The 19,796-nt window shown below is 54.4% G+C and carries 23 protein-coding genes and 1 tRNA gene; 12 read left to right on the plus strand and 12 right to left on the minus strand.

The annotated features are described in order from the left end of the window. Positions 1-25: 25 nt before the first annotated feature. The 5 genes from AC0L7S_RS15755 to AC0L7S_RS15775 all read right to left on the minus strand — a co-directional run bounded on the left by AC0L7S_RS15755 (position 26) and on the right by AC0L7S_RS15775 (position 4,032). On the minus strand, positions 26-1,369 hold the full coding sequence (locus AC0L7S_RS15755) for an ATP-binding protein (protein WP_473471883.1): 1,344 nt from the start codon (positions 1,367-1,369) through the stop codon (positions 26-28). Further along, complete coding sequence (locus AC0L7S_RS15760) at positions 1,366-2,031, minus strand: response regulator transcription factor (protein ID WP_473471884.1); 666 nt, start codon at positions 2,029-2,031, stop codon at positions 1,366-1,368. The genes AC0L7S_RS15755 and AC0L7S_RS15760 overlap by 4 nt, the downstream gene beginning before the upstream one ends. Further along, positions 2,031-2,357, minus strand: a complete 327-nt coding sequence (locus AC0L7S_RS15765) for a PepSY domain-containing protein (RefSeq protein ID WP_473471885.1) — start codon at positions 2,355-2,357, stop codon at positions 2,031-2,033. Before AC0L7S_RS15765 ends, AC0L7S_RS15760 begins: the two co-directional genes overlap by 1 nt. A gap of 47 nt (positions 2,358-2,404) precedes the next feature. Then, on the minus strand, positions 2,405-2,962 hold the full coding sequence (locus tag AC0L7S_RS15770) for a cytochrome b (RefSeq protein WP_473471886.1): 558 nt from the start codon (positions 2,960-2,962) through the stop codon (positions 2,405-2,407). Positions 2,963-3,756: 794 nt separating this feature from the next. Next, positions 3,757-4,032, minus strand: coding sequence for a hypothetical protein (locus AC0L7S_RS15775; RefSeq protein WP_473471887.1), 276 nt, complete (start codon positions 4,030-4,032; stop codon positions 3,757-3,759). 592 nt (positions 4,033-4,624) lie between these two features. On the opposite strand from AC0L7S_RS15775, the gene AC0L7S_RS15780 reads away from it, so the two are divergent. The 4 genes from AC0L7S_RS15780 (at position 4,625) to AC0L7S_RS15795 (ending at position 9,495) form a co-directional block, all read left to right on the plus strand. Next, positions 4,625-5,554, plus strand: a complete 930-nt coding sequence (locus AC0L7S_RS15780) for a bifunctional DNA primase/polymerase (protein ID WP_473471888.1) — start codon at positions 4,625-4,627, stop codon at positions 5,552-5,554. Continuing rightward, positions 5,551-6,870 (plus strand): virulence-associated E family protein, encoded by a 1,320-nt coding sequence (locus tag AC0L7S_RS15785; protein ID WP_473471889.1) that lies wholly within the window; start codon positions 5,551-5,553, stop codon positions 6,868-6,870. The genes AC0L7S_RS15780 and AC0L7S_RS15785 overlap by 4 nt, the downstream gene beginning before the upstream one ends. 359 nt (positions 6,871-7,229) lie before the next feature. Further along, the gene (locus tag AC0L7S_RS15790) at positions 7,230-7,754 is read left to right on the plus strand and encodes a terminase small subunit (protein WP_473471891.1); all 525 of its coding nucleotides are present in this window, start codon (positions 7,230-7,232) and stop codon (positions 7,752-7,754) included. Positions 7,755-7,800: 46 nt separating this feature from the next. After that, positions 7,801-9,495 (plus strand): phage terminase large subunit family protein, encoded by a 1,695-nt coding sequence (locus AC0L7S_RS15795; protein WP_473474326.1) that lies wholly within the window; start codon positions 7,801-7,803, stop codon positions 9,493-9,495. Positions 9,496-9,502: 7 nt separating this feature from the next. Here AC0L7S_RS15795 and AC0L7S_RS15800 read toward each other — a convergent pair whose 3' ends face one another. The 3 genes from AC0L7S_RS15800 to AC0L7S_RS15810 all read right to left on the minus strand — a co-directional run bounded on the left by AC0L7S_RS15800 (position 9,503) and on the right by AC0L7S_RS15810 (position 10,200). Further along, entirely contained in the window at positions 9,503-9,709 is a 207-nt protein-coding gene (locus tag AC0L7S_RS15800) for a YodC family protein (RefSeq protein ID WP_473471892.1), read from the minus strand. Positions 9,710-9,751: 42 nt separating this feature from the next. Next, positions 9,752-9,934, minus strand: coding sequence for a hypothetical protein (locus AC0L7S_RS15805; protein WP_473471893.1), 183 nt, complete (start codon positions 9,932-9,934; stop codon positions 9,752-9,754). Between the two features lie 101 nt (positions 9,935-10,035). Then, positions 10,036-10,200, minus strand: coding sequence for a hypothetical protein (locus tag AC0L7S_RS15810; protein ID WP_473471894.1), 165 nt, complete (start codon positions 10,198-10,200; stop codon positions 10,036-10,038). A gap of 424 nt (positions 10,201-10,624) precedes the next feature. Here AC0L7S_RS15810 and AC0L7S_RS15815 point away from each other — a divergent pair, with 424 nt between their 5' ends. Genes AC0L7S_RS15815 through AC0L7S_RS15835 form a run of 5 tightly spaced genes read left to right on the plus strand, consistent with a single transcriptional unit; the run spans position 10,625 to position 14,682 of the window. Further along, complete coding sequence (locus tag AC0L7S_RS15815; protein ID WP_473471895.1) at positions 10,625-10,939, plus strand: hypothetical protein; 315 nt, start codon at positions 10,625-10,627, stop codon at positions 10,937-10,939. Position 10,940: 1 nt separating this feature from the next. Next, positions 10,941-12,320, plus strand: a complete 1,380-nt coding sequence (locus AC0L7S_RS15820; protein WP_473471896.1) for a phage portal protein — start codon at positions 10,941-10,943, stop codon at positions 12,318-12,320. Then, entirely contained in the window at positions 12,310-14,130 is a 1,821-nt protein-coding gene (locus tag AC0L7S_RS15825; RefSeq protein WP_473471897.1) for a prohead protease/major capsid protein fusion protein, read from the plus strand. Before AC0L7S_RS15820 ends, AC0L7S_RS15825 begins: the two co-directional genes overlap by 11 nt. Continuing rightward, entirely contained in the window at positions 14,130-14,351 is a 222-nt protein-coding gene (locus tag AC0L7S_RS15830; protein ID WP_473471898.1) for a phage head-tail joining protein, read from the plus strand. Before AC0L7S_RS15825 ends, AC0L7S_RS15830 begins: the two co-directional genes overlap by 1 nt. 1 nt (position 14,352) lies before the next feature. Next, positions 14,353-14,682 (plus strand): DUF2190 family protein, encoded by a 330-nt coding sequence (locus AC0L7S_RS15835; protein WP_473471899.1) that lies wholly within the window; start codon positions 14,353-14,355, stop codon positions 14,680-14,682. 81 nt (positions 14,683-14,763) lie between these two features. On the opposite strand, the gene AC0L7S_RS15840 is transcribed toward AC0L7S_RS15835, so the two are convergent. From AC0L7S_RS15840 to AC0L7S_RS15850, 3 genes are all read right to left on the minus strand, one after another. Beyond that, positions 14,764-15,321 carry a tyrosine-type recombinase/integrase gene (locus AC0L7S_RS15840; RefSeq protein ID WP_473471900.1) on the minus strand — a complete coding sequence of 186 codons (558 nt, stop codon included), beginning with the start codon at positions 15,319-15,321 and terminating at the stop codon, positions 14,764-14,766. 68 nt (positions 15,322-15,389) lie between these two features. Continuing rightward, positions 15,390-15,974: a tyrosine-type recombinase/integrase gene (locus tag AC0L7S_RS15845; protein WP_473471901.1), complete on the minus strand. Its 585-nt coding sequence runs from the start codon at positions 15,972-15,974 to the stop codon at positions 15,390-15,392. Positions 15,975-16,125: 151 nt separating this feature from the next. Continuing rightward, positions 16,126-16,210: transfer RNA gene (locus AC0L7S_RS15850), tRNA-Leu, on the minus strand. Positions 16,211-16,451: 241 nt separating this feature from the next. Between AC0L7S_RS15850 and AC0L7S_RS15855 the strand changes: the two genes are divergently transcribed. Both AC0L7S_RS15855 and AC0L7S_RS15860 read left to right on the plus strand, forming a co-directional pair. Next, positions 16,452-17,555, plus strand: coding sequence for an NADH:flavin oxidoreductase/NADH oxidase (locus tag AC0L7S_RS15855; RefSeq protein ID WP_473471902.1), 1,104 nt, complete (start codon positions 16,452-16,454; stop codon positions 17,553-17,555). A gap of 344 nt (positions 17,556-17,899) precedes the next feature. After that, positions 17,900-18,139, plus strand: a complete 240-nt coding sequence (locus tag AC0L7S_RS15860) for a hypothetical protein (RefSeq protein ID WP_473471903.1) — start codon at positions 17,900-17,902, stop codon at positions 18,137-18,139. An 89-nt stretch (positions 18,140-18,228) separates the two neighbouring features. Here the strand turns inward: AC0L7S_RS15860 and wrbA are convergent, their stop codons facing one another. After that, positions 18,229-18,828: an NAD(P)H:quinone oxidoreductase type IV gene (gene wrbA / locus AC0L7S_RS15865; protein WP_473471904.1), complete on the minus strand. Its 600-nt coding sequence runs from the start codon at positions 18,826-18,828 to the stop codon at positions 18,229-18,231. A gap of 175 nt (positions 18,829-19,003) precedes the next feature. Here wrbA and AC0L7S_RS15870 point away from each other — a divergent pair, with 175 nt between their 5' ends. After that, a complete protein-coding gene (locus AC0L7S_RS15870) occupies positions 19,004-19,744 on the plus strand; it encodes a competence/damage-inducible protein A (RefSeq protein ID WP_473471905.1) in 741 nt (246 codons plus the stop codon). Positions 19,745-19,796 lie beyond the last annotated feature (52 nt).

The raw sequence follows: 19,796 nt of genomic DNA on the forward strand, positions 1-19,796 counted from the left end.
TTGAGTCGGTCAGGCCTTGGGTCCATCAGACCTTGCGCGGCAGGCTAATCGACACCACCAGTCCCGGTGTGGCATTGGTGATCGACAGACGCCCACCATAGGCTTCCACTATATCTGAAACGATGGCCAGGCCGAGGCCACCACCGCCGTTGTTGTCGAGTTGAACGCCGCGCGACAGGACGGATAACCTGTCCGTATCCGGTATGCCGGGGCCATCATCGGCCACGACTATTGTCAGTTCGTCATTGGTTTCGATGGCATCAATATGAATCGATGATTTGGCGTAGCGTGTCGCATTCTCTATGAGATTGCCGAGAATTTCGGACATATCTCCTTCATCTATGGGTGCCGACAATTCATCCGCCACACCGATGATATATGACATTTGCTGGCCCCTTGGCGTCCGTTTGACCACGGAAATGACGCCGGCGGCGATGGTCGCCACGTTGCACGATGCCGCGCCAGAAAGGCCGGGCGCTACACTGGCGCGTGCCAGCTCCTGTTCGACATGGTTGCGAATTGCGCGCGTGCTCTTTTCGATCTCGTCCGCCAGTTCCGTCTCGCCTTTTTTCCGCAATGCGCGGATATCTGCGGACAAGACCTGCAGTGGCGTTCTCAAACCGTGGGCAAGATCAGTGGCGCGCGTCCGGGCACGCGCCAGGGCTTTTTCCTGGACGTCGAGAAGACGATTGATTTCATCGGCTAGAGGCTGCACCTCGCGCGGCGGCTTTACATTCAGACGCGCGGTACGGCGTGCAATCACATCGCTAACTGCGATCCGAAGATTTTCCAATGGCGCCAGACCAACCGTGATCTGGATGAAAAACGTCACCATCAAAACCACTGCCAGCAGAGCCAGAGCGGGCGCGAGGTCGCGCACATACGCGCTTACCGATACCTCCACACTTTGGTGGTCTTCGGCTACGATTGCGCGAAATGACCGACCGTCCGCATCGGTTATTATCCGCGCGACTGCAATGGCCAGTTCCCCACGAGGGCCTTTGAATTCATTTATCTTTATCAATTTCCCGCCGGTTGTCGGTTCATCCAAAGCAAGCGTCATGTCCCAGAGGGAGCGGGAGCGTTCGAGGTTGCCGGTTGCGATGTCTTCAATCTGCCAATAATAGCCTGAAAAAGGTTTGGTGAACCGGGGGTCGGATAGGGGTGGCGCAACCGCAAGGCTGCCGTTGGCGGCAAAACTTGCAGCAGCGATAAGGCTGTTGAGGTCGAGAGTGAGTTCGCTGACTACGCGGCGTTCGACATTCAGCTCGAACAGATAGCGCAACCCGACGCCTGCGATGGCCAGAGCAACAAGAATGGAGATGGTTGCCGCCGACCACAGTCTGAAGCGGATGGAATTTCCCATCATCGGGTATCTTCGGGCACCCGATACCCGAAACCCCGCCGTGTTTCGATAACATCGCCTCCGATCTTTCGGCGCAGCCGCGCGACAATGACCTCAATGACGTTGGGATCGCGATCATTGCCTGAATCATAGAGATGCTCGGCCAACTCCGTCGTTGCGACAACGCGCCCTGCGTGATGCATCAAGAACGCCAGGAGTCGGTATTCCAGCGGCGATAATTGAACGGGAACGCCGTTGTCAGAAACGTGCATCTGGCGGGTATCCAGTATCAAGGTACCCGATTTCAGCACGGGTGCTGCCTGTCCGGCTGAGCGACGCAGGAGCGCTCGTAGTCGCGCCAGCAATTCCTCCATCTCGAACGGTTTTGGCAGATAGTCATCGGCTCCCGCATTGATACCTTCAACGCGTTCCCTCCACATGCCGCGTGCAGTCAATATCAGGACAGGAAATGCGCGTCCGTTGGCGCGCCAGCGGTTCAAAACTTCCATACCGTCAAGCTTCGGGAGTCCGAGATCAAGAATGGCGGCGTCATAGGTCTCAACATCGCCAGCGAACCAGGCCTTTTCGCCATCGTCCACCATATCGATTGCCATCCCGGCAGCCTTGACAGCAGCAGCGATGTCCATGGCGATGCGTGGCTCGTCTTCTACGAGCAGGATTTTCATCAGCCGCTTTTCCCGTTACGCATGAAAACCCCGGCGCTGGCATCGACGTCGACAATTCTACGCCGGCCATTCTTGGCGATGATCTGAAAGCGATAAATCCATTTATCGCTTATGCGCAGCAGATCGATGCCGACAATGTCGCCAGGAACCCTTGCGCGAACGATGTCGATAATATCGGCAAGTCCCTTTATTTCGCCATGCTCATAAAGCTCTCTCGCCTGATCGTGATCGCCATCATTGTCCTCATCGGCGTAGGCCGATAATGGCATTGCCACGACGAACCCGACCAGACCCATTATTACCATGCGTCGCAATAGCGCCGTCATATCCGTATCCGTGGTGCATTCAGACCCATAATATCAGCATCAACGTGTCAGGGATGCGATTGTGGATTCGTTACTCTCGGCAGCATTCGCTTGAGGACATCATCCTTGCGGATGTAATGATGCCAGAGAGCGGCGGCGGCGTGCACTCCAGCAAGGATGAGGATCGAATTGGCGCTAAGCTCGTGCAAATCCTTGATGAAACTGGCGGCGGTGCGGTTGGGAGACAACGGGGCGGGGATGGTGAACAAACCAAAGAAGCTTAATGCATCGCCTCTGAACCATGTGAGAAGAACGCCAAGAACCGGAATTGTCACAAGTAACGCGTAAAGCAGAAAATGTCCGATCTTGGCCAATTTTCGCTCAAGGGGCGGCATCTCGGCTGCAAGCTGCGGCGTGCCTTGTAACGTACGGAGGCCGATTCGAAGAATGACCAGCGCGAAAAACAGCAAACCAAATGAAATATGGAACCACCAGACGAGATCGCGATTTGGATCTCTGCGAGGGAACAGGTCTTGGACGTAGGTCAGTGCGTAGAGACCGAGAACCAGAAAAATATGGTCCAGTGCAGGAATTTCTGAGAACTGTTGTAGGTTGGGCTCATTCAAATCGTCCAGTTTCTAACATTCTTGTGATCCCGCACAGCCCCATCGGCGTTCTGCTGGCCACTCATATCCATAATGGTTTCCGGCTCCGAGGAAATTGACTAAATTGGCACGAAAAGAACCTGAGGGCGACTGAGTTCGCGACGGGGACTAAATGGATCGATCACCGAGTATGATATGGACGACCTGTCATTTTGCTGACAGTCATTCCATGCTAGAAATCACGACGATCCATAGTGGTGGCGCTGACAGTGACACGATGCCGGCTTCCACGCGGCGGCTTTTGTAACCGGAACAGGATCGTACCCGTATCGATCAACCATTTTGGAAGACACTTTTCGAACCGGTCTCGAGTCATCGGGAGTGGCTTGTACGACGTGAATTATTTTCGTGTTACTTATATTTTGGAGAATCAACACGATAGCGGGGTGCACCATATAAGTATGCTAAATCAATGGTATGAATACCAAATAGATCATGGTGGACAGTAACTAAAAATTACAAGCTGGGAACAAAGCCTTCAGGTATTGTATGAATTCAACTACTGACACGAAATGACCGGTGCTGATCTACACCCAAATACCACCTAAAACCCACAGGTGTCTCCGGTCATGAGGAGACATTTGCCGCAGTCAATTCGTGAATTTCTACAGCAAGATAATGCTCGCCGCTGAATTTCTGTTGACCAAGAGCACCTTGGATGCGGACCGTTACTGGACAGGTCGCTGCGGGGCAAAAGAAAAACAACGGAGGGAGGGCCCACCGTTGTTTGACTGCAATGCTATCGCGATCTGGAATTAGTTGGCACCGCCAAGCTGCTTTGTCTTCTCACAGAAATTGTTATGGAGTTTCTCGGAATCGCTGTCACATTCCCCCATCATCGTGTCCCGATCATCTTGCGACAGGGCCATCCATGCGGCCTTGAATTCATCGTCCGGGCGCATCGTTTTCATAGTAGAGTCAGTATAGAACGGCGACATCACTTGAGGGTTGTCCAACACGCCGCCTGCGAGAGCAGCACCGCTCACTGTGGAAAGGGCTAACGCACCTATACAAATCATCTTGATGTTCATTTCTGGCTCCTTTTACAATTTGAGATCGTAGTGGAACGATCAACCTATAAACGAAGCGGGACACCGGAAAGTTCCATCTCTTGCGCCCCGGTTGGTAAAATGTGAGCGTTCAGCCGCAGCGTTTCGCGCAGGATCTTGGCCGGATGTTTCTGGTGACTGTCATCCTGCTAGCGTGCGAAATGGCCATCTGAAATGCCGCCGGAAGGGATACCCTGACGGTTACCCAATTCAGTTCAAGGCGCGCCGAGCGTGACAAGCGAACAAGTTGTTCTATGTCGTCAAAGTGGTGCGGACGCCGCGCACCATACTTCATTATAAATCAATATTTTAATAGCTCGATGCTGTAAAATGACGCTGTAATTGATTTGAGTGTCAAATTCACTAAAAATGTGAAAAGATTAACAATATCAATAGGATATAGACTATTATCGCGCTCGGGCGTATTATCACGGCTGACGACCGGCACGGTCGCTGAATCGTACGCAAAAAAATGCCCCGCGCACCGACCAAAGTTTGCGAGGCATTTTTCAAACAAAGAAAGAATGCCGTGACTATACATCATAGCCAAACGAATAATCAAGACCTATCTGACTTGCTTGGGCCTGACCCGCTGCCGCAAATAGGCACCAACCTTGCCGTCGCGCTCGACCTGGCAAGGCGAGGCTTCGCTGTATTTCCATGTAAGGAATGCGGACCGAAGGGTGTTATCAAAAGCCCGTACACACCCAACGGGAAGGATGACGCCTCGATCGACCTGGCGCAAATCCGGGCATGGTGGTCGGCTCACCCGAAGGCAATCATTGGGCTACCGTGCAAGCGCAACGGATTGGCTGTGCTTGATCTCGATCGCCACACTGCTGAGCAGGATGGAATCGCGGCATTGCGCGGCTTGGGTTATGATCCTGATAGTCTTTCGCCATTCATAGTCGACACACCATCTGACGGTCGGCATCTGTATTTCCGATATCAGGAAGGCTTGGGAGATTCGCACACCCATTTGCCGGATGGTGTTGAGATAAAAGCAAGCGGCTATGTGATCGCACCCGGTAGCGCTCTGGCTGATGGGCGGCGATACCGTGCCTATGGCGAGCTTGAAGTGGCCGCACTGCCAACATGGCCGACAAGCCTCTCACCGGCTCCCGTTAGTGATAGTTTCGATTTGTCGCGGCTACTCGGACCTGACCCGCTGCCGGTTGATTGGGCGGAAGTGAATCGCGCGCTGCCATTCGTATCGCCTGACTGTGACAGGGATACGTGGGTCAGGGTAGGCATGGCGCTGCACGCGGCCAGCGACGGCAGCGATGCTGCATTCGAGATTTGGAATACATGGTCAGCCACGGCCACCGAAAACGGTAAATATAAATCCGGCATCATGCACAGCCAATGGCGTAGTTTTGGCCGCAAGTCTGGCATCGACATAGGGACACTGTTTCATATCGCGGGTGAACACGGTTATGCGCACGGGCCGAATGTAACCACGGACGATTTCGAAGATCTGCCGCCGCTGGATAAGCCCCCTTGAAAGATTGGCGCTTGCTACTCGACCACGACAAGGAAAAGCGACTCAAAAAGACCGCTTACAACATTCGAATCATTGTTGAGAACGACGCGACCACGGCCGAAGTATTCGCGCTGGACGAATTCCGGCACCGCAATTTCATCTCCAAGCGCCCCGGCGAGAAGCTGCCCGGCGAACATTGGCAACCTGGCACGGTTCAAGATATTCACGAGACCGCTATCAGGGATTGGCTGAGCGCACCGAAGCGCAAAGGCGGATGGGGAATTGACGCTTCCAAGGAGAACGTTCGCGGCGCAATCGATATTGCTGCGCACGGCAGGCGCTTCCATCCCGTCCGGGACCGCTTGGCGACATTTGAGCATGATGGCAAGCCACGCGGCGAAGCACTGTTCATCGAATACCTAGGTTGTCCCGATACTCCCTATTTTCGCGAGACCGCGCGTCTGACGTTGCTAGGCGCAGTGTCGCGCGTCTTTGAACCTGGACACAAGTTTGACTTCATGCCGATCATTGAAGGACCGCAGGGCGTTCGCAAATCCACTTTCGTGAAGGCGCTCGGGATGGGATGGGCAGGCGATCCCGCAATCAATTGGGGCGACGGGAAGGAAATTCTCGAACAGACCGAGGGGTTTTGGCTAATCGAAGTCCCAGAACTGTCTTCTATGAGTCGGGCCGAGTCGAATGACATCAAAGCCAACTTGACGCGCACCGCAGATACGGCGCGCCTTGCCTATGGGCACAACCCCGTCACACGGCCGCGCCAATGCGTTTTCATCGGTACAACCAATGATCGGGACTATCTGAAAGACCCTAGCGGCAATCGGCGATTTTGGCCTATCCCTACTAACGGCACCATGATCGACACCGATAGACTGACGCGTGAAGCGCCGCAAATATGGGCGGAAGCCGTTGGCTGGTATCGCACAATGCGAGAGGCACAGCCGCGCGATGATCTGTTCCTGGCGTTGCGCGGTGGCAGTGCGGCCGATGCGCAGGCGTTGGCCTTGCAAAGCAGTCGGAAAGCCGAGACAGCCGAAGATGCTTTAGCTGGCCAAATAGGCGCTTGGCTCGAAATGCCGGTCGGCATCGATGAACGGTTTGACGACCTCGACGCGGATGCGCCGAAGACGTATCGCGCTGCCACCTGTACATCTCAGATTTGGGGCGAGATGTTGCAGATGCGTGGGGCTATGCCAACGAATGAAGCAATGAGGATCGGCAAAGCCTTGGGGATTATCGGCTGGAACAAGTCGCCGAACAAAACGACGCATCCCGAGTTGCGGCGTTACGGCAAATGTAGCGTTTACACTCGGGGTTGAGGAAATGAGACACAGCTTATCTTCTCCCCTATCTCCCCCTATCTCCCCTTCAGGGGGAGGCAGTTTTCACCTTCAAATTCAATGGCTTGCAGTCATATCTCCCCCATCTCCCCCTTTTTCCTAAAAGGCTAGAAAATCCGGGAATGACACACAGCAGCAGATAGAACACAGACAATCCCCCTGATTCTTGAAACGCATGGGATTCAGGGGAGATGGGGGAGATGGGGAGATGGTTGACTGTATTCGATCTTCGATCCTACCGCATTTCCTCGGGTCCTACCCAAGGGCTGCCGGTTCGGGGGGCGCTGAACCGCGAACAAACACGCTTTGCAGAAATTTTATAGAGATGAGTTGCCGTGATGGACTTAAACACATCTGACCTGTCGGACCTATTGGGCTACGACCCGCCCGCCGTGACCAAGTTGCCCGCAACGGTTCACGAGTCCGCCCTGGCGAGCCTTCTAGGCATTTCACGGCAGGCTATCGGCGATCACGTTAGACGGGGCATCCTTAAGCGCGTAGGACGCGCGCAATTCGATCTTTCGGCTTCGGTCGAAGCCTATTGTCGGCATCTACGGAAGCACGCTGCCCGCGCCGGCCGGCCAAGTGAGGGCGGTGATGCGCTGAAGGCTGAGCGCTTGCGGCTGACCCGTGCCCAGGCTGACGCGCAGGAAACCAAAAATCATCAACAGTCGGGCGACCTTGTACCTGCCGAGGCAGTAAGCAGGGAATGGCAGTCAGTCCTTCGCGACGTGCGTGCGGCTGTCCTGGCCGTACCGAGCCGCTACGGGGCCACCATGCCACACCTGACCGCAAACGATGTTGCCGCGCTCGATCGAGAGATCCGGGCAGCGCTCGAAGGGCTAGCAGATGGAAACGCTTGAGCGAATACGGCGCGAAGCGCTCGAAACGTTGCGCCCGCCCGCGCACATGCCGTTGGCAGATTGGATCGAAGCCAACATCTTTCTGCCTTCGACCGCTTCCGCCACACCTGGCAGAATGCGTCTTTACGCCTATCAGCGCGGCATATGCGATGCACTGGACGATCCTGATATATCGGAGATCGTCATTCAAAAGTCAGCACGTATTGGTTTCACGGCACTGCTTGCTGGCTATATCGGGCACACTGTCGCAACCGCACCAGCGCCTATTCTGGCAACACAACCGACCGCCGACGATAGCCGCGCCTTCAGCGTTGACATAGAATCGCTATTCGAAGCATCACCTGCAATTCGGGGCTTGATCTCGGACGATGCGGATGAGTCGGGGCGCTCGACCATGATGCGGCGGCTCTATCCTGGTGGAAGCCTGGAATTCCTATCAGCGTCCAGCCCGCGCGCTTTTCGTCGCAAACTTGGCAAAATTATCATAGCAGATGAGGTTGACGCATATGCACCGACAGATGAGGGCAATGTGCTCGATTTGCTTCGAATGCGCAGCCAAACCTATCGCGATAGAAAAATTGTTTTTGGTGGCACTCCTATCTTCGATCATGGGCAAGTCACACAGCTTTATGAAACCAGCGACAAACGTGTATTCGAAATTTGCTGCCCAGGCTGCCAAGAACACTTTGAAATAAAGTGGCAGCACGTGAGATGGGATGAGGGGCAGCCTGAAACCGCCCATGTCGTTTGCCCGTTGAATGGCTGCATCATCGAGGAAAAAGACAAGGTGCAAGCGGTAGGGCGTGGGCGCTGGCGTGCAACAGCGCCCGAAGTGGAAGGAAGGGCAGGATTCCGCCTGAACACGCTTGTAAGCCCGCATTTCAACGCCAGATGGTCGAAACTGGTCGATGAGTTCTTGCAAGCAAAGCGCAGCCCGGAAACTCTGCAGACCTTCACAAATCTTGTCTTGGGCGAGCCGTGGCGCACTGAGGGTGAGGATTTTGACGAACATGAACTGTTCGGCAGACGTGAAGCCTTCAGTCTCGACTCGCTGCCTGACGATGTTTTGTGGCTGACCGCGGGAGTCGACTGCCAAGACGATCGCCTGGAGGCTGTTATTTGCGGACACGGATTGAACGACTTCTATGTGCTCGACCATCGCGTGTTTTGGGGACCGATCCACGGCGAGTCCGTTTGGTACGAGCTTGACTCAATGCTCCGCGAGACTTGGAAGCATTCGCACGGCGCAATGATTGGCATCAGCGCGGCTTGCGTCGACTCTGGCGATGGTGGGCATACTGAACTTGTGAACGCTTTTGCTCGACCTCGATTTGGTCGCCGCGTCGTGCCGATCAAGGGCGTATCGGGCTTCAGTCGCGCCGCATTGGCAAAATCTGGTAGTCAGCATCTTTGGCTTGTCGGGAGTGATGCCGTGAAATCGCAGTTATTCGCGAGAATAGCGCGATCAACCGGAATCCATTTTAGCGAGGATTTACAGCCGATCTTCTTTGAGCAACTGACTAGCGAAAGGCGCGTGGTGCGGTATAGCCGAGGGCAGCCGATCGCCAGGTTCGAACGCATAAAGGGCAAGCGGGCCGAGACCTTGGATGCTACCGGCTATGCTTGGGCCGCCCGATCACTGATAAACCAGCATGCCGAGCGGCGCGCCGAGGAACTTTCGAACCAAGGCGCGCCAAGGCGTGCACCTGCAGTAATTCGCTCGAAGTGGTTAGAGTATTAATAAGTAATTATGCTATACTTTTACCAATATCTCTCAGATTCCTATAGTCTGGTTTCTCATCAAGCACTAGAGATGTCAAATTAAAATTGCTATGTTTCTCTTCTGTATTACTGAACCAAGCACAATTTGCACTACCATCACCTATCGTCTCGATGGTCATTGACGGTCCGCCTGATTTTAGCTTAACAACATCACCTGCTTTTAAGTCTGACATAAAATGCTCTCCATGTTAATGCTGGCACAATATTTCGAATCGCTATGAACGTTGGGCCATCACTGCAATCATAAACAGAAAGCCGACGCCAACGCCAGATTCATCGATCGCCGCTTCACGAATATGCTGGACCAAGCGCGGCAGATCGTCAGTTGTCGCGCAATCTTCGATCAACCTGGCAGCACTCTGGCGACCACGTTTGTTTTCATCAAGCCATGTGTTCACAATATAGCTCCGTTCATTAACAACGAAGTCATAAATTCATAAATATATATTTCAGTCAACGCACGTTTAAAACAAGAATCTAACATTAAAAGTGAAATCTATTATGAAAAACCGGCAAAAGCATTTTCAAGGTTCTTCGTTGTAACGCGAATACTGTGTCTTTTCATCCAATCAGCGACTAAAAGCACGGCTATTTCGTATGGAAAACCTGCTTTGGCGCAATTCAGTGCAGCTCGCTGTGCTTGCTTGATCTGTCTGGCGTTCATTTTCAACTCCAATTTGATGACCTGCGCGGCACCGTTAAGCGCCGCGCAGGTCGTGTTGAATCACGGCCAGGAGGTTAGCCGCTTCAACTGCGCACTCCGGGGCCGATTCCTTCGCACGCCACTTGAATATGAATTTAATCCTAACTATAGTTCATGTCAATAGTTACATTAATTTCACCCCTTAAGTGAATGATTTCACTAATTAATTGTAACTCATAATCTATTGACATAATCCATAGTGTAGGATTATATGCCTCACATGGAGCTTACAATCAAAGACCTTGCGAATGATATTGCGGCTGCTGGTGTGCCATTCGAAACCGCGCGGCATCGCATCACAAGCTATGCAACTAACGCCTTGCTTTGTGTTCGAAGAAGCGGACCAAGAACCTCACCGAACTTGTATCGACCCACTGATTCTGCCGTGGCTATCTTGCTTAGCGCACTTCAGGATTGCGGCGTTGCTGACCTCGATTTGCAGCGCGATGTCAGCGTCACGGCTTATTGCAAGATCGATCGTTGCCTGGCGGGACTCGCCAGGGGTGAAGGCTGGTCGCTGGTGATTAATGTCTATCGGGGACCGTTCGGGCGTTTCAACAACGTGGACTTGATTACCCATGACCAACCCGCTTTCGCACCCATGCCTCTCGAATTTGCGCCGCGTGGCGCGATCATCGTCGTCGTTGATGAAATGCTGAAGCCCGTTATCCGGCGCATTTCAAAGCCAAAGGGCCAATAAAATGGGTCTGCTAGATCGCTTTTGGAAGCGTACGACCGCACCGACTGCCGTGCGCCGGTTTGACGGTGCTGCTGGTGGTCGTCGCGGTGGCGGGATGGGAAACTTTGGACGCATCAACCCCGAAGTTGCTGCTGCTGGTCAGTCTCTCGCATCACGCGCGGAGTACCTCACACAGAACAACCCTTGGATTGCACAAGCTGTCGCAAATTGGGCCGGTGCTCTTATTGGTCCTGGTATCATGCCGAACGCTAGACATCCCGATGCTGAAACCCGCAAGGCATTGAATCAGTATTTTGCAGCCTGGTGGGATGACGCCGATATTGAAGGCCGCACCGATTTTGCGGGCTTGCAGGTAAACCTTGCGCGTTCGATGGTCGTTAATGGTGAAGCGATTTCGCTGTTGATTGGAACCGATGATGGGCCGCGCCTCCGGGTGCTCGATCCTGCTTTGATCGATTCCAGCAAAACCGATTATGAGCTTACATTCTCGGGCATCGAACTGAATGAGAACGGCAAACGTCTTGCCTACTGGCTGCTGCCGGAAAAGGCGGGCGACGTGTTTGCATCGTTCGCACCATCGCAAAGAGTTGATGCCGAAAGCGTGCTTCACGTCTTCAAGCCGGTATCACCTGGACAAGTTCGGGGTGCTTCCTGGTTAGCGCCGATCATCTTGCCCGCATCTGATTTCGACCAATACTGCGACGCCTTGCTTATGTCTGCGAAGATTGCAGCGATGCACGCCGGTTTTATTGTAAACCAGAACGGAACCGGCGACGGGCAGCTTTATGATGAGGCGGAACCCAAGCTTGAACCCGGTGCGCTGACTCGTCTTGCGATGGGCGAAGACATCAAGTTCAATTCACCTGCCCAACTTCAACAGGCCGACGCCTTCCTGAAACACAGCCTCCGGCAACTTGCTGCCGGTCTTGGATTGCCAGAATTCTTGCTGTCGGGCGATCTCAGCCAAGCCAACTATTCGAGCTTGCGGGCTGGACTGCTACCCTTCCGCCAGCGTGTCGAGCAAATTCAATATGGCGTACTAATGCCGCAATTTTTGGCACCGTGCTGGAAAGCCGTCATTTTGCACGGCATCCTGAGCGGCGAGATTGAGGCTCCCGACTTTGGGGAAAATCCCGACTCCTATTTGCGTGCTGACTGGCTTCCACCAAAACCGCTGCAAGTTGACCCGTTGAAAGACACGCAGGCAACCGTTGCCGAAATCGACGCTGGTTTGACCTCCCGCCGCAAGGCTGTGGCTGAGCGCGGATGGGTGCTTGAAGATTTGGACGCCGAAATTGCAGCCGATGGCGATCGCAAACCTAACGCTACGGAAACTGCTGACCCATCAAAGAACAAAACGGAATCCAAAGATGAACATTAAGGTAACAGCCGATCCCAGGAAGGGGCGACACCACATCAATGTGAAGGCCGATGGGGATAAGCTAACCCGAAAGCTAACTTTTGACGGTAGCGCCCTCGAAACCAAGCCCGGAAGTTATCTGGAGACGATGACCGTCAGCGCGATCATTGCCACCAAAGCGCCTGTGTTGCGGCGATCGGGCAAGGGCAAGTTCCTCGAAGTTTTGTCGATGCGTGGGTGTCGCCTCGAAAAAGGCGAAGATTGGCCGCTGCAACTCGACCACTCAAGAGACAGCCGCGAAACCGTTGGACGCGCACACAGCGTCAAGATCGAAGGCGACACGTTGGTCGCGGAACTTCGCTTTTCTACCGCCGAAGACGTGTTGCCGATTGTCCAGCGCGTAGCTGACGGAACGCTTCGCCATCTCTCCATTGGGTACGTAGTGCACCGCTGGACCGAGTCCGTCGATGCCGATGGCACTCGAATAAGAACCGCCGTCGATTGGTCGCTACTGGAAGTTTCGATCACCCCAATTCCCGCAGACCCGAATTCACAGATCCAAAGGAGTATTAACATGGATCCCAACGACGATATCACAGAACTGACCCCGACGCTGCGTCGGGCTGAAATTCGAACCATTGGCCGCGCTGCCAATATGAGCGCCGAAGACATCGACGATATGATTGATCGCGATCTCGATCCAGTTGCAGCGCGAGCGGAAGCCTTCGAAGCAATGCAGCTTCGCCAGCGATCAACGCCGCGCATCCGCGTGGTTGCGCAGCATGACGACCCTGCAGCGATCGTGACCCGCGCATCCGACGCACTTGCCTTCCGCATGGGCGCCGCTGAGTTGCCGGAAGCCTCCCGCGAGTTTTCCGGTATGAGCTTGGTTGACCTGGCTCGGGATTCTCTCACTCGATCGGGTGTTAGCGTGCGCGGGCTATCGGTTGACGAGGTTTTCCAACGTGCTGCTAACGGCACATCGGATTTCCCGCTTGTCGTTTCGAATGCTGCCAACAAGACATTGCTCGAAACCTATAAGGCAGCCGAAAGCCCACTGAAGACGCTAGCAAGGCAGCGCACGCTTCCAAACTTCAAGGAAAGCTCGACTCTTCGTATGGGCGGCATGGGCCGACTGGAATCGCTGTCAGAGCACGGCGAGATCACGGCAACGTCGCGGGCCGAAGCTGGTGAAAAGCTCAGCCTGACGACTTATGCGCGCCGTTTCGACCTCACACGCAAACTTATGATTGATGATGACGCGGGCGCTTTTGGCGATATTGTTGCAGCGCTTGGGCAGTCTGCGGCTGCAACCGAGGCCGATCTGCTGGTCTCGCAGTTGCTCGACAATCCGAAGATGGCAGACGGCAAGGCAATATTCCATGCTGACCACGGCAATCTTTCGACGGGTGCGGCGTTGGACGAAACCTCGCTGTCCGCAGTCCGCCTGATTATGCGCCAGCGCAAAGACCTGGACGGCAAGACCTTGATTTCGGCAACACCGAAATACCTGGTCGTTGGGCCGGAACTCGAAACGACTGCCGAGAAGCTGCTGTCAGCAATCCAGGCAATAAAAACCGATGACGTGAACCCATTCGCGGGCAAGCTGACCCTACTGGTCGAACCAAGCATCGATGACGGTCAATGGTATGTCTTCGCAGATCCCGCACGCCTCGCCGGTCTGCAATACGCATATCTTAGCGGCGCCCAAGGCCCGCAGATACAGCGGCAGGAAATGTGGGATACGCTTGGCGTTAGTTTCCGCGTGTTTGAAGACTTCGGCGCCGGCTGGATCGACTACCGGGCTGCGCAGAAGAATCCGGGCACATAATGGCAACGCTCTCACAATTGGTAGCCATGCGCGAAAAGCTGTTGGAGGCCCGTTATTCGGGTCTTCGCAGCGTGCGCGACTCAAATGGCGAGGAAGTCACTTATCGGTCTAACGCCGAACTGGCTTCCGCACTCGCAGCAATCAATAGCGAGATTGCCACGGCCGAAGCCGAGCTTGGCTGTTCTCGCATCATCTATCCCGTAACAAGCAAAGGACTTTAAAATGAGCACCAATTACATTCAGCCAGGCAACACACTGACTATCACGGCAACCGCTGCGGCCGCATCTGGCGAAGTCGTGACCGCTGGTAGCATTGTCGGCATTGCAGCAAATACCGCGGCAATCGGTGACAGTCTCGACATCGAAACGACTGGCGTTTGGGAACTCCCGAAGGTTGCAGCGCTCGCCATCACCTTGGGCGACGTAGTTTACTACGATGCTGGAACTGGTCTTGTGAACAAGACAGCCTCCGGCAACACGAAGCTAGGTGTTGCGGTCACAGCCGCAGCCAATCCAAGCGCAACCGTCAGCGTCCGGCTCTCAGCTTTCTAATTCCTAGGGGTCCTTGTTACCCTAGGAAACTGGCGTGGGCGGTGCCCTTGGCGTGACAGTCGCCGCCCACGTTCTTTCTGCTCATTGCAAAAGTACTGACAGGTCATTCGCCAATCCGGCCTTTTCATGCTTGTCGAGCAAATCGCTATACCATTGCATCATCTTAACGCGCGTTTGCCAACGGTCGCCGCGATCGTAAGCTGCGCGAATTTGATCGTTGGGGGCGTGGGCAAGCTGATGTTCAATTGCCATAGGATCCCATAATTCCGATTCATTAGCGATTGTCGAAAACGTTGATCGGAAGCCGTGCACAGTTGCCCGCCTGTGATAGCCGCAACGGTAGAGCGCATATAGCAAGCAATTCTCGGAAATCGGCTTGTGTCGATAGGGTCCGGGCAATACCCATTCGCTACCGTTTCCCAATTCTTGCAGTCGTTGGAATATCCACTTTGCTTGCCGACTGAGTGGCACCTTGAGTTCGCGCTTCATTTTCATGCGCGGGGCAGGGAGGCTCCAAACGTCTTTATCAAAATCGAACTCTGCCCACTTGGCAAAGCGAATTTCATCGGTTCGGACGACAACATGTGCAACCGCCTTCAAGCCGAGGCGAGTCGATTCTTCCATTGGCGTATTGGTCAACCGTACGAAAAATTCTGGCAAATCACCTTCCTTCAGCGCTGCCCGGTGCGTTTCCTTTGGTACGGGCTTCAATGCGACGTGCAAATCTGCTGCCGGGTTGAATTCAGTGAGACCGCCCGCAATCGCATATCGAAAACCGTGCTCACGAATTGATGCGCACGTCTAGCAGTGTAGACCGCTTCGCGATTTTCGATTTTGCGGATGGCTGTTAGCACTTGGGGCGGTTTGATGTCGGCGATTGCCTTGGCACCGAACGCGGGGAATATATCTCCCTCCATACGTGCCCAGAACCGCGACGAATATGACGGCTTCCACCTTGACTCGTTCGCCTTGAACCATTCTCGCGCAACTTGCTCGAATGTCGGCCGGCTGTCCGGCGCACCGTGTGCAACCCCAGCCGGGTCTATTCCGGCCTTCACTTGAGCTTTCAGTTCGTCGCGCTTGTCGCGTGCTTGGGCGAGACTGGTTTGCGGATAGGGGCCGAAGTTTGCTGTTCGCCGCTTGCCATCAAACGCATAATCGCATCGCCATAATTTCGAGTTGTTGGGTTTAACCAACATAAATAGACCGTGACCATCAGTGAGATTCCACGGCTTCCCACGTGGCTTGGCTTGTCGGCAGTGAGTGTCAGTTAGCTTCATTTCGATCCCCAATATACAGCATCGACTCAAAAAATACAGCATCGACGCTGTAAATCAACCGTGCTGCATTGGTGCGCATTGGGACGGATAAAGCACTAAATTGTTGAAATTATGCAATTTTAATGTGAAATGCTGTCGAGGAAATTCGATAGAAATCATCTTCTGGTGCGGACGCCGGGAATCGAACCCGGATGACCGAAGTCGAGGGATTTTAAGTCCCTTGCGTCTACCAATTCCGCCACGCCCGCACTGATGTCACTGGTACTTGAGCTTTCCCGGATTGCAAGCCCGGGCATGATATCTTTGCTCGCTTTTGTGCACTCAGTACGACTTCGCCGGATGCCGCCAGCGTAGATAGAGATCATAGATTTCATTGAGAAATGATGTCTGGTGAAAGCCATACACGGCGTCTACATATTCGCCAGTGTCCCGAATCCGAATGAAACGAACTTCAAATCCGCCACAGCAGCCTACCATACGGAGTACCCCATGACAGCGCCTCTCTTCCAACCGATCACGCTGGGCGATCTGACATTTCCCAATCGCATAGCCGTGGCGCCGATGTGCCAATATTCTGCGGACGATGGGTCGGCAACGGACTGGCATCTTCACCACTGGATGAACCTGGCAATGTCCGGTGCCGGCATGGTGACAGTGGAAATGACAGATGTAGAGCGTCGTGGGCGCATTAGTCATGGGTGTCTTGGTCTTTATTCGGATTCAAATGAAGCAGCGGCAAAGCGTGCGCTCGACGCGGCAAAACGTGTCGCAGCACCGGGAACCAAGTTTGGAACCCAGCTTGCTCATGCGGGACGAAAAGCCTCGAAGCAGCGTCCGTGGGAGGGCGGTGGTTCGTTGCGACCTGACCAGGATGCCTGGCAGATAGTTTCATCGTCTGCCATTGCTTATGATAAGGGATGGCAGGTGCCGCATGCGCTCGATGATGACGAAATTCTGCAAACGATCCAGCATTTTGCAGATGCAGCGCAACGCGCAGAACGGGCAGGTTTTGATTTTCTGGAGCTGCATGCCGCGCATGGTTACCTTATTTTCCAGTTCCTCTCGCCGCTTTCCAATATCCGCACCGACCGCTGGGGCGGTTCGCTGGAAAATCGTATGCGCTTCGCTATCGAGATTGCCAAAGCGGTCAGGAAGGCTGCTCCCGGCCTTATGCTTGGCGCACGGCTTTCCGTGACAGAGTGGGTAGAAAATGGCTTTGATGTGGACGAGGCTATCGAAGTGGCCAAAGCCCTCAAGGCGGAAGGGGTTTCCTACCTTTGCTGTTCGAGTGGTGGCAATTCACCTCTTCAACAAGTGCCAACCGGTGTCGGTTTTCAAGTTCATCTGGCTGAGGCCGTAGGCAAAGGTGCGGATATTCCGACGCGCGCGGTAGGGCTGATCGTTGACCCCAAGCACGCCAACAGTATCGTTGAGGAGGGGCGCGCCGACATGGTTGCTCTGGCACGCGCATTTCTTGCCGATCCGCGTTGGGGTTGGCGCGCCGCTGCGATTTTCGGCGAGACTATTCACGTCACTCCGCAGCTTGACCGCTCGGTGACGACCATGGAGCACTGGATGAAGGCTGCTGGCTGACGCGGTTCGAGCCGCCACATCCGGTCGATCAACACGAGAAAGTGATCTGGACAGGACGTGGCGGCTTCGCTTTAATCGAACTCCTGCCGGTTTCGGCTGTTTGGTAACGTGGTGTGGTGTCTTGCAGGTTTGCACCGATTGTTGCACTCATCTGTGGGGCTTTGACTTCTGCGGGTCCCGCATTCGCGCAATATTGCGAAGGCTGAGTGCATGACCTTTCAGGCCACTATGATTTGATGAAGGGGAATGGCTTTTGGCGGTGCACTCGCGGCAACCGATGAGACCCGCTTTGCGTTGACAGTCGAAATTCATCCACCAATCCGGTTTCCAACAGGAGAACTACAATGGCAAAACTGACCTACAAGATTGTCGAGCATGACGGTGGTTGGGCCTACAAGGTTGGTGAGACATTCTCCGAAACGTTCCCTAGCCATGCAAATGCACTGCGTGCGGCAGAGATTGCTTCAGCCGAGCAGCAGGTTGCCGGTTCTTCCGATGGTATCCAGTATGAAGATGCGCAGGGTAAGTGGCATGAAGAACTCGCCGATGGACGTGATAGGCCACAAACCGAGGTTTCTGATTGATTACGGCCGTCGCGTACCAAAGTACCTGACCGCAGGGTAGTCATCGGAACCCGAGGCAATCGGGCGGACCGATTGCCTCGGATGCGTGATCAGCCGTGAAGTTTCGCCGTAATTTCCGCCACGCGCTTGCCCTGAAATCTTGCACCTTCCAGTTCCTGCGCAGACGGCTGGCGTGAGCCGTCGCCATTACTGGTCGTTGTCATTCCGTAGGGCGCACCACCGCGCACCACATCATTGCCCATTTGTCCCTGATAGGCATAGGAAAGGGGCACAATGATCATTCCGAGATGTTGCAACATCGCCTGAGTGCTGAGCAATGCCAGTTCAGCGCCGCCATGCTGGGTTGCCGTTGAAGTCATCACCGAACCAACCTTGTCGAGCAGTGCGCCCTTGGCCCAAAGCGGGCCGGTCTGGTCAAAGAAATTCTTGAGTTGCGAGGCCATCGCGCCATAGCGCGTGGAAGCACCTATGATGATTGCGTCATAGTTTTCGAGTTCAAGTGGATTGGCGATGGGTGCGACTTGATCGAGTTTATAATGTGCAGCCTTTGCGACCTCTTCAGGCACCAGTTCAGGCACACGTTTTACCGTCACCGTTGCACCCGCCTCACGCGCGCCCTCGGCGGCTGCGTTGGCCATTTGCTCCATGTGACCCCAGCTTGAATAGTAAACAACCAGTACTTTTGCCATTTCCATCTCCGATTATTCGACGGCGGAGTGACCTCCGCACAGGTCCTTATCTAGGCGACGAATCGTTCACTGAAACCCATGCATTGGCAGACAGATTGTTCACTGTTATTGCGCCATTGCTGACGGCGGCGGGTAGGGGTATGTGACAACCAACCGTTATTTGCCGGAGCTTTCCATGTCTGAAATCGTTACCGCCGCAATGCTTGTCATTGGCGACGAAATCCTTTCCGGTCGCACCAAGGACAAGAATATCGGCCATCTCGCAGACATCATGACTGCGGTCGGTATCGATCTGAAGGAAGTGCGCATAGTCGCCGACGATGAAGATGAAATAGCATCTGCCGTGAACGCCGTTCGGGCGCGATACACCTATGTGTTCACGACGGGTGGCATTGGCCCGACGCATGACGACATCACAGCCGACTCGATGGCCAAGGCTTTCGGGGTGCCGTGCGAATACGACTCGAAGGCTTATGCGATGATGGAAGAAAGCTACGCCCGGCGTGGTGTTGAATTTACCGAGGCACGCAAACGCATGGCCAGGATGCCGCGAGGGTCCGTCCATATCGACAATCCTGTCTCGCTGGCGCCGGGATTTCGCATCGGCAATGTCCATGTCATGGCCGGGGTGCCGTCGATTTTTCAGGCGATGCTTGATAATGTTGTGCCGACATTGAAGACGGGAATGAAAATGTTGTCAGCGTGCGTCGAATGTCCATTTGGAGAAGGGCTGATCGGTGGGCAGCTGGGGGAAATCCAAAATACCCATCCCGACACCATTATCGGCTCATATCCAAAATTCAGTGACGGCAAATTCTGGACGGAACTCGTCATTCGGGCTCGCGTGCAAGAAAGTCTGGACGTTGCCCGCGCCGCGGTGGAAGATATGGTCGCCGGCTTGGCCAAGGCCGGATAAGCGGAAGCGCTGAATTCGGAACCAGGAAGCCTTTGGGTGCGTTGTTATGCAT

The sequence above is a fragment of the Mesorhizobium sp. G2-6-1 genome (assembly GCF_055809095.1).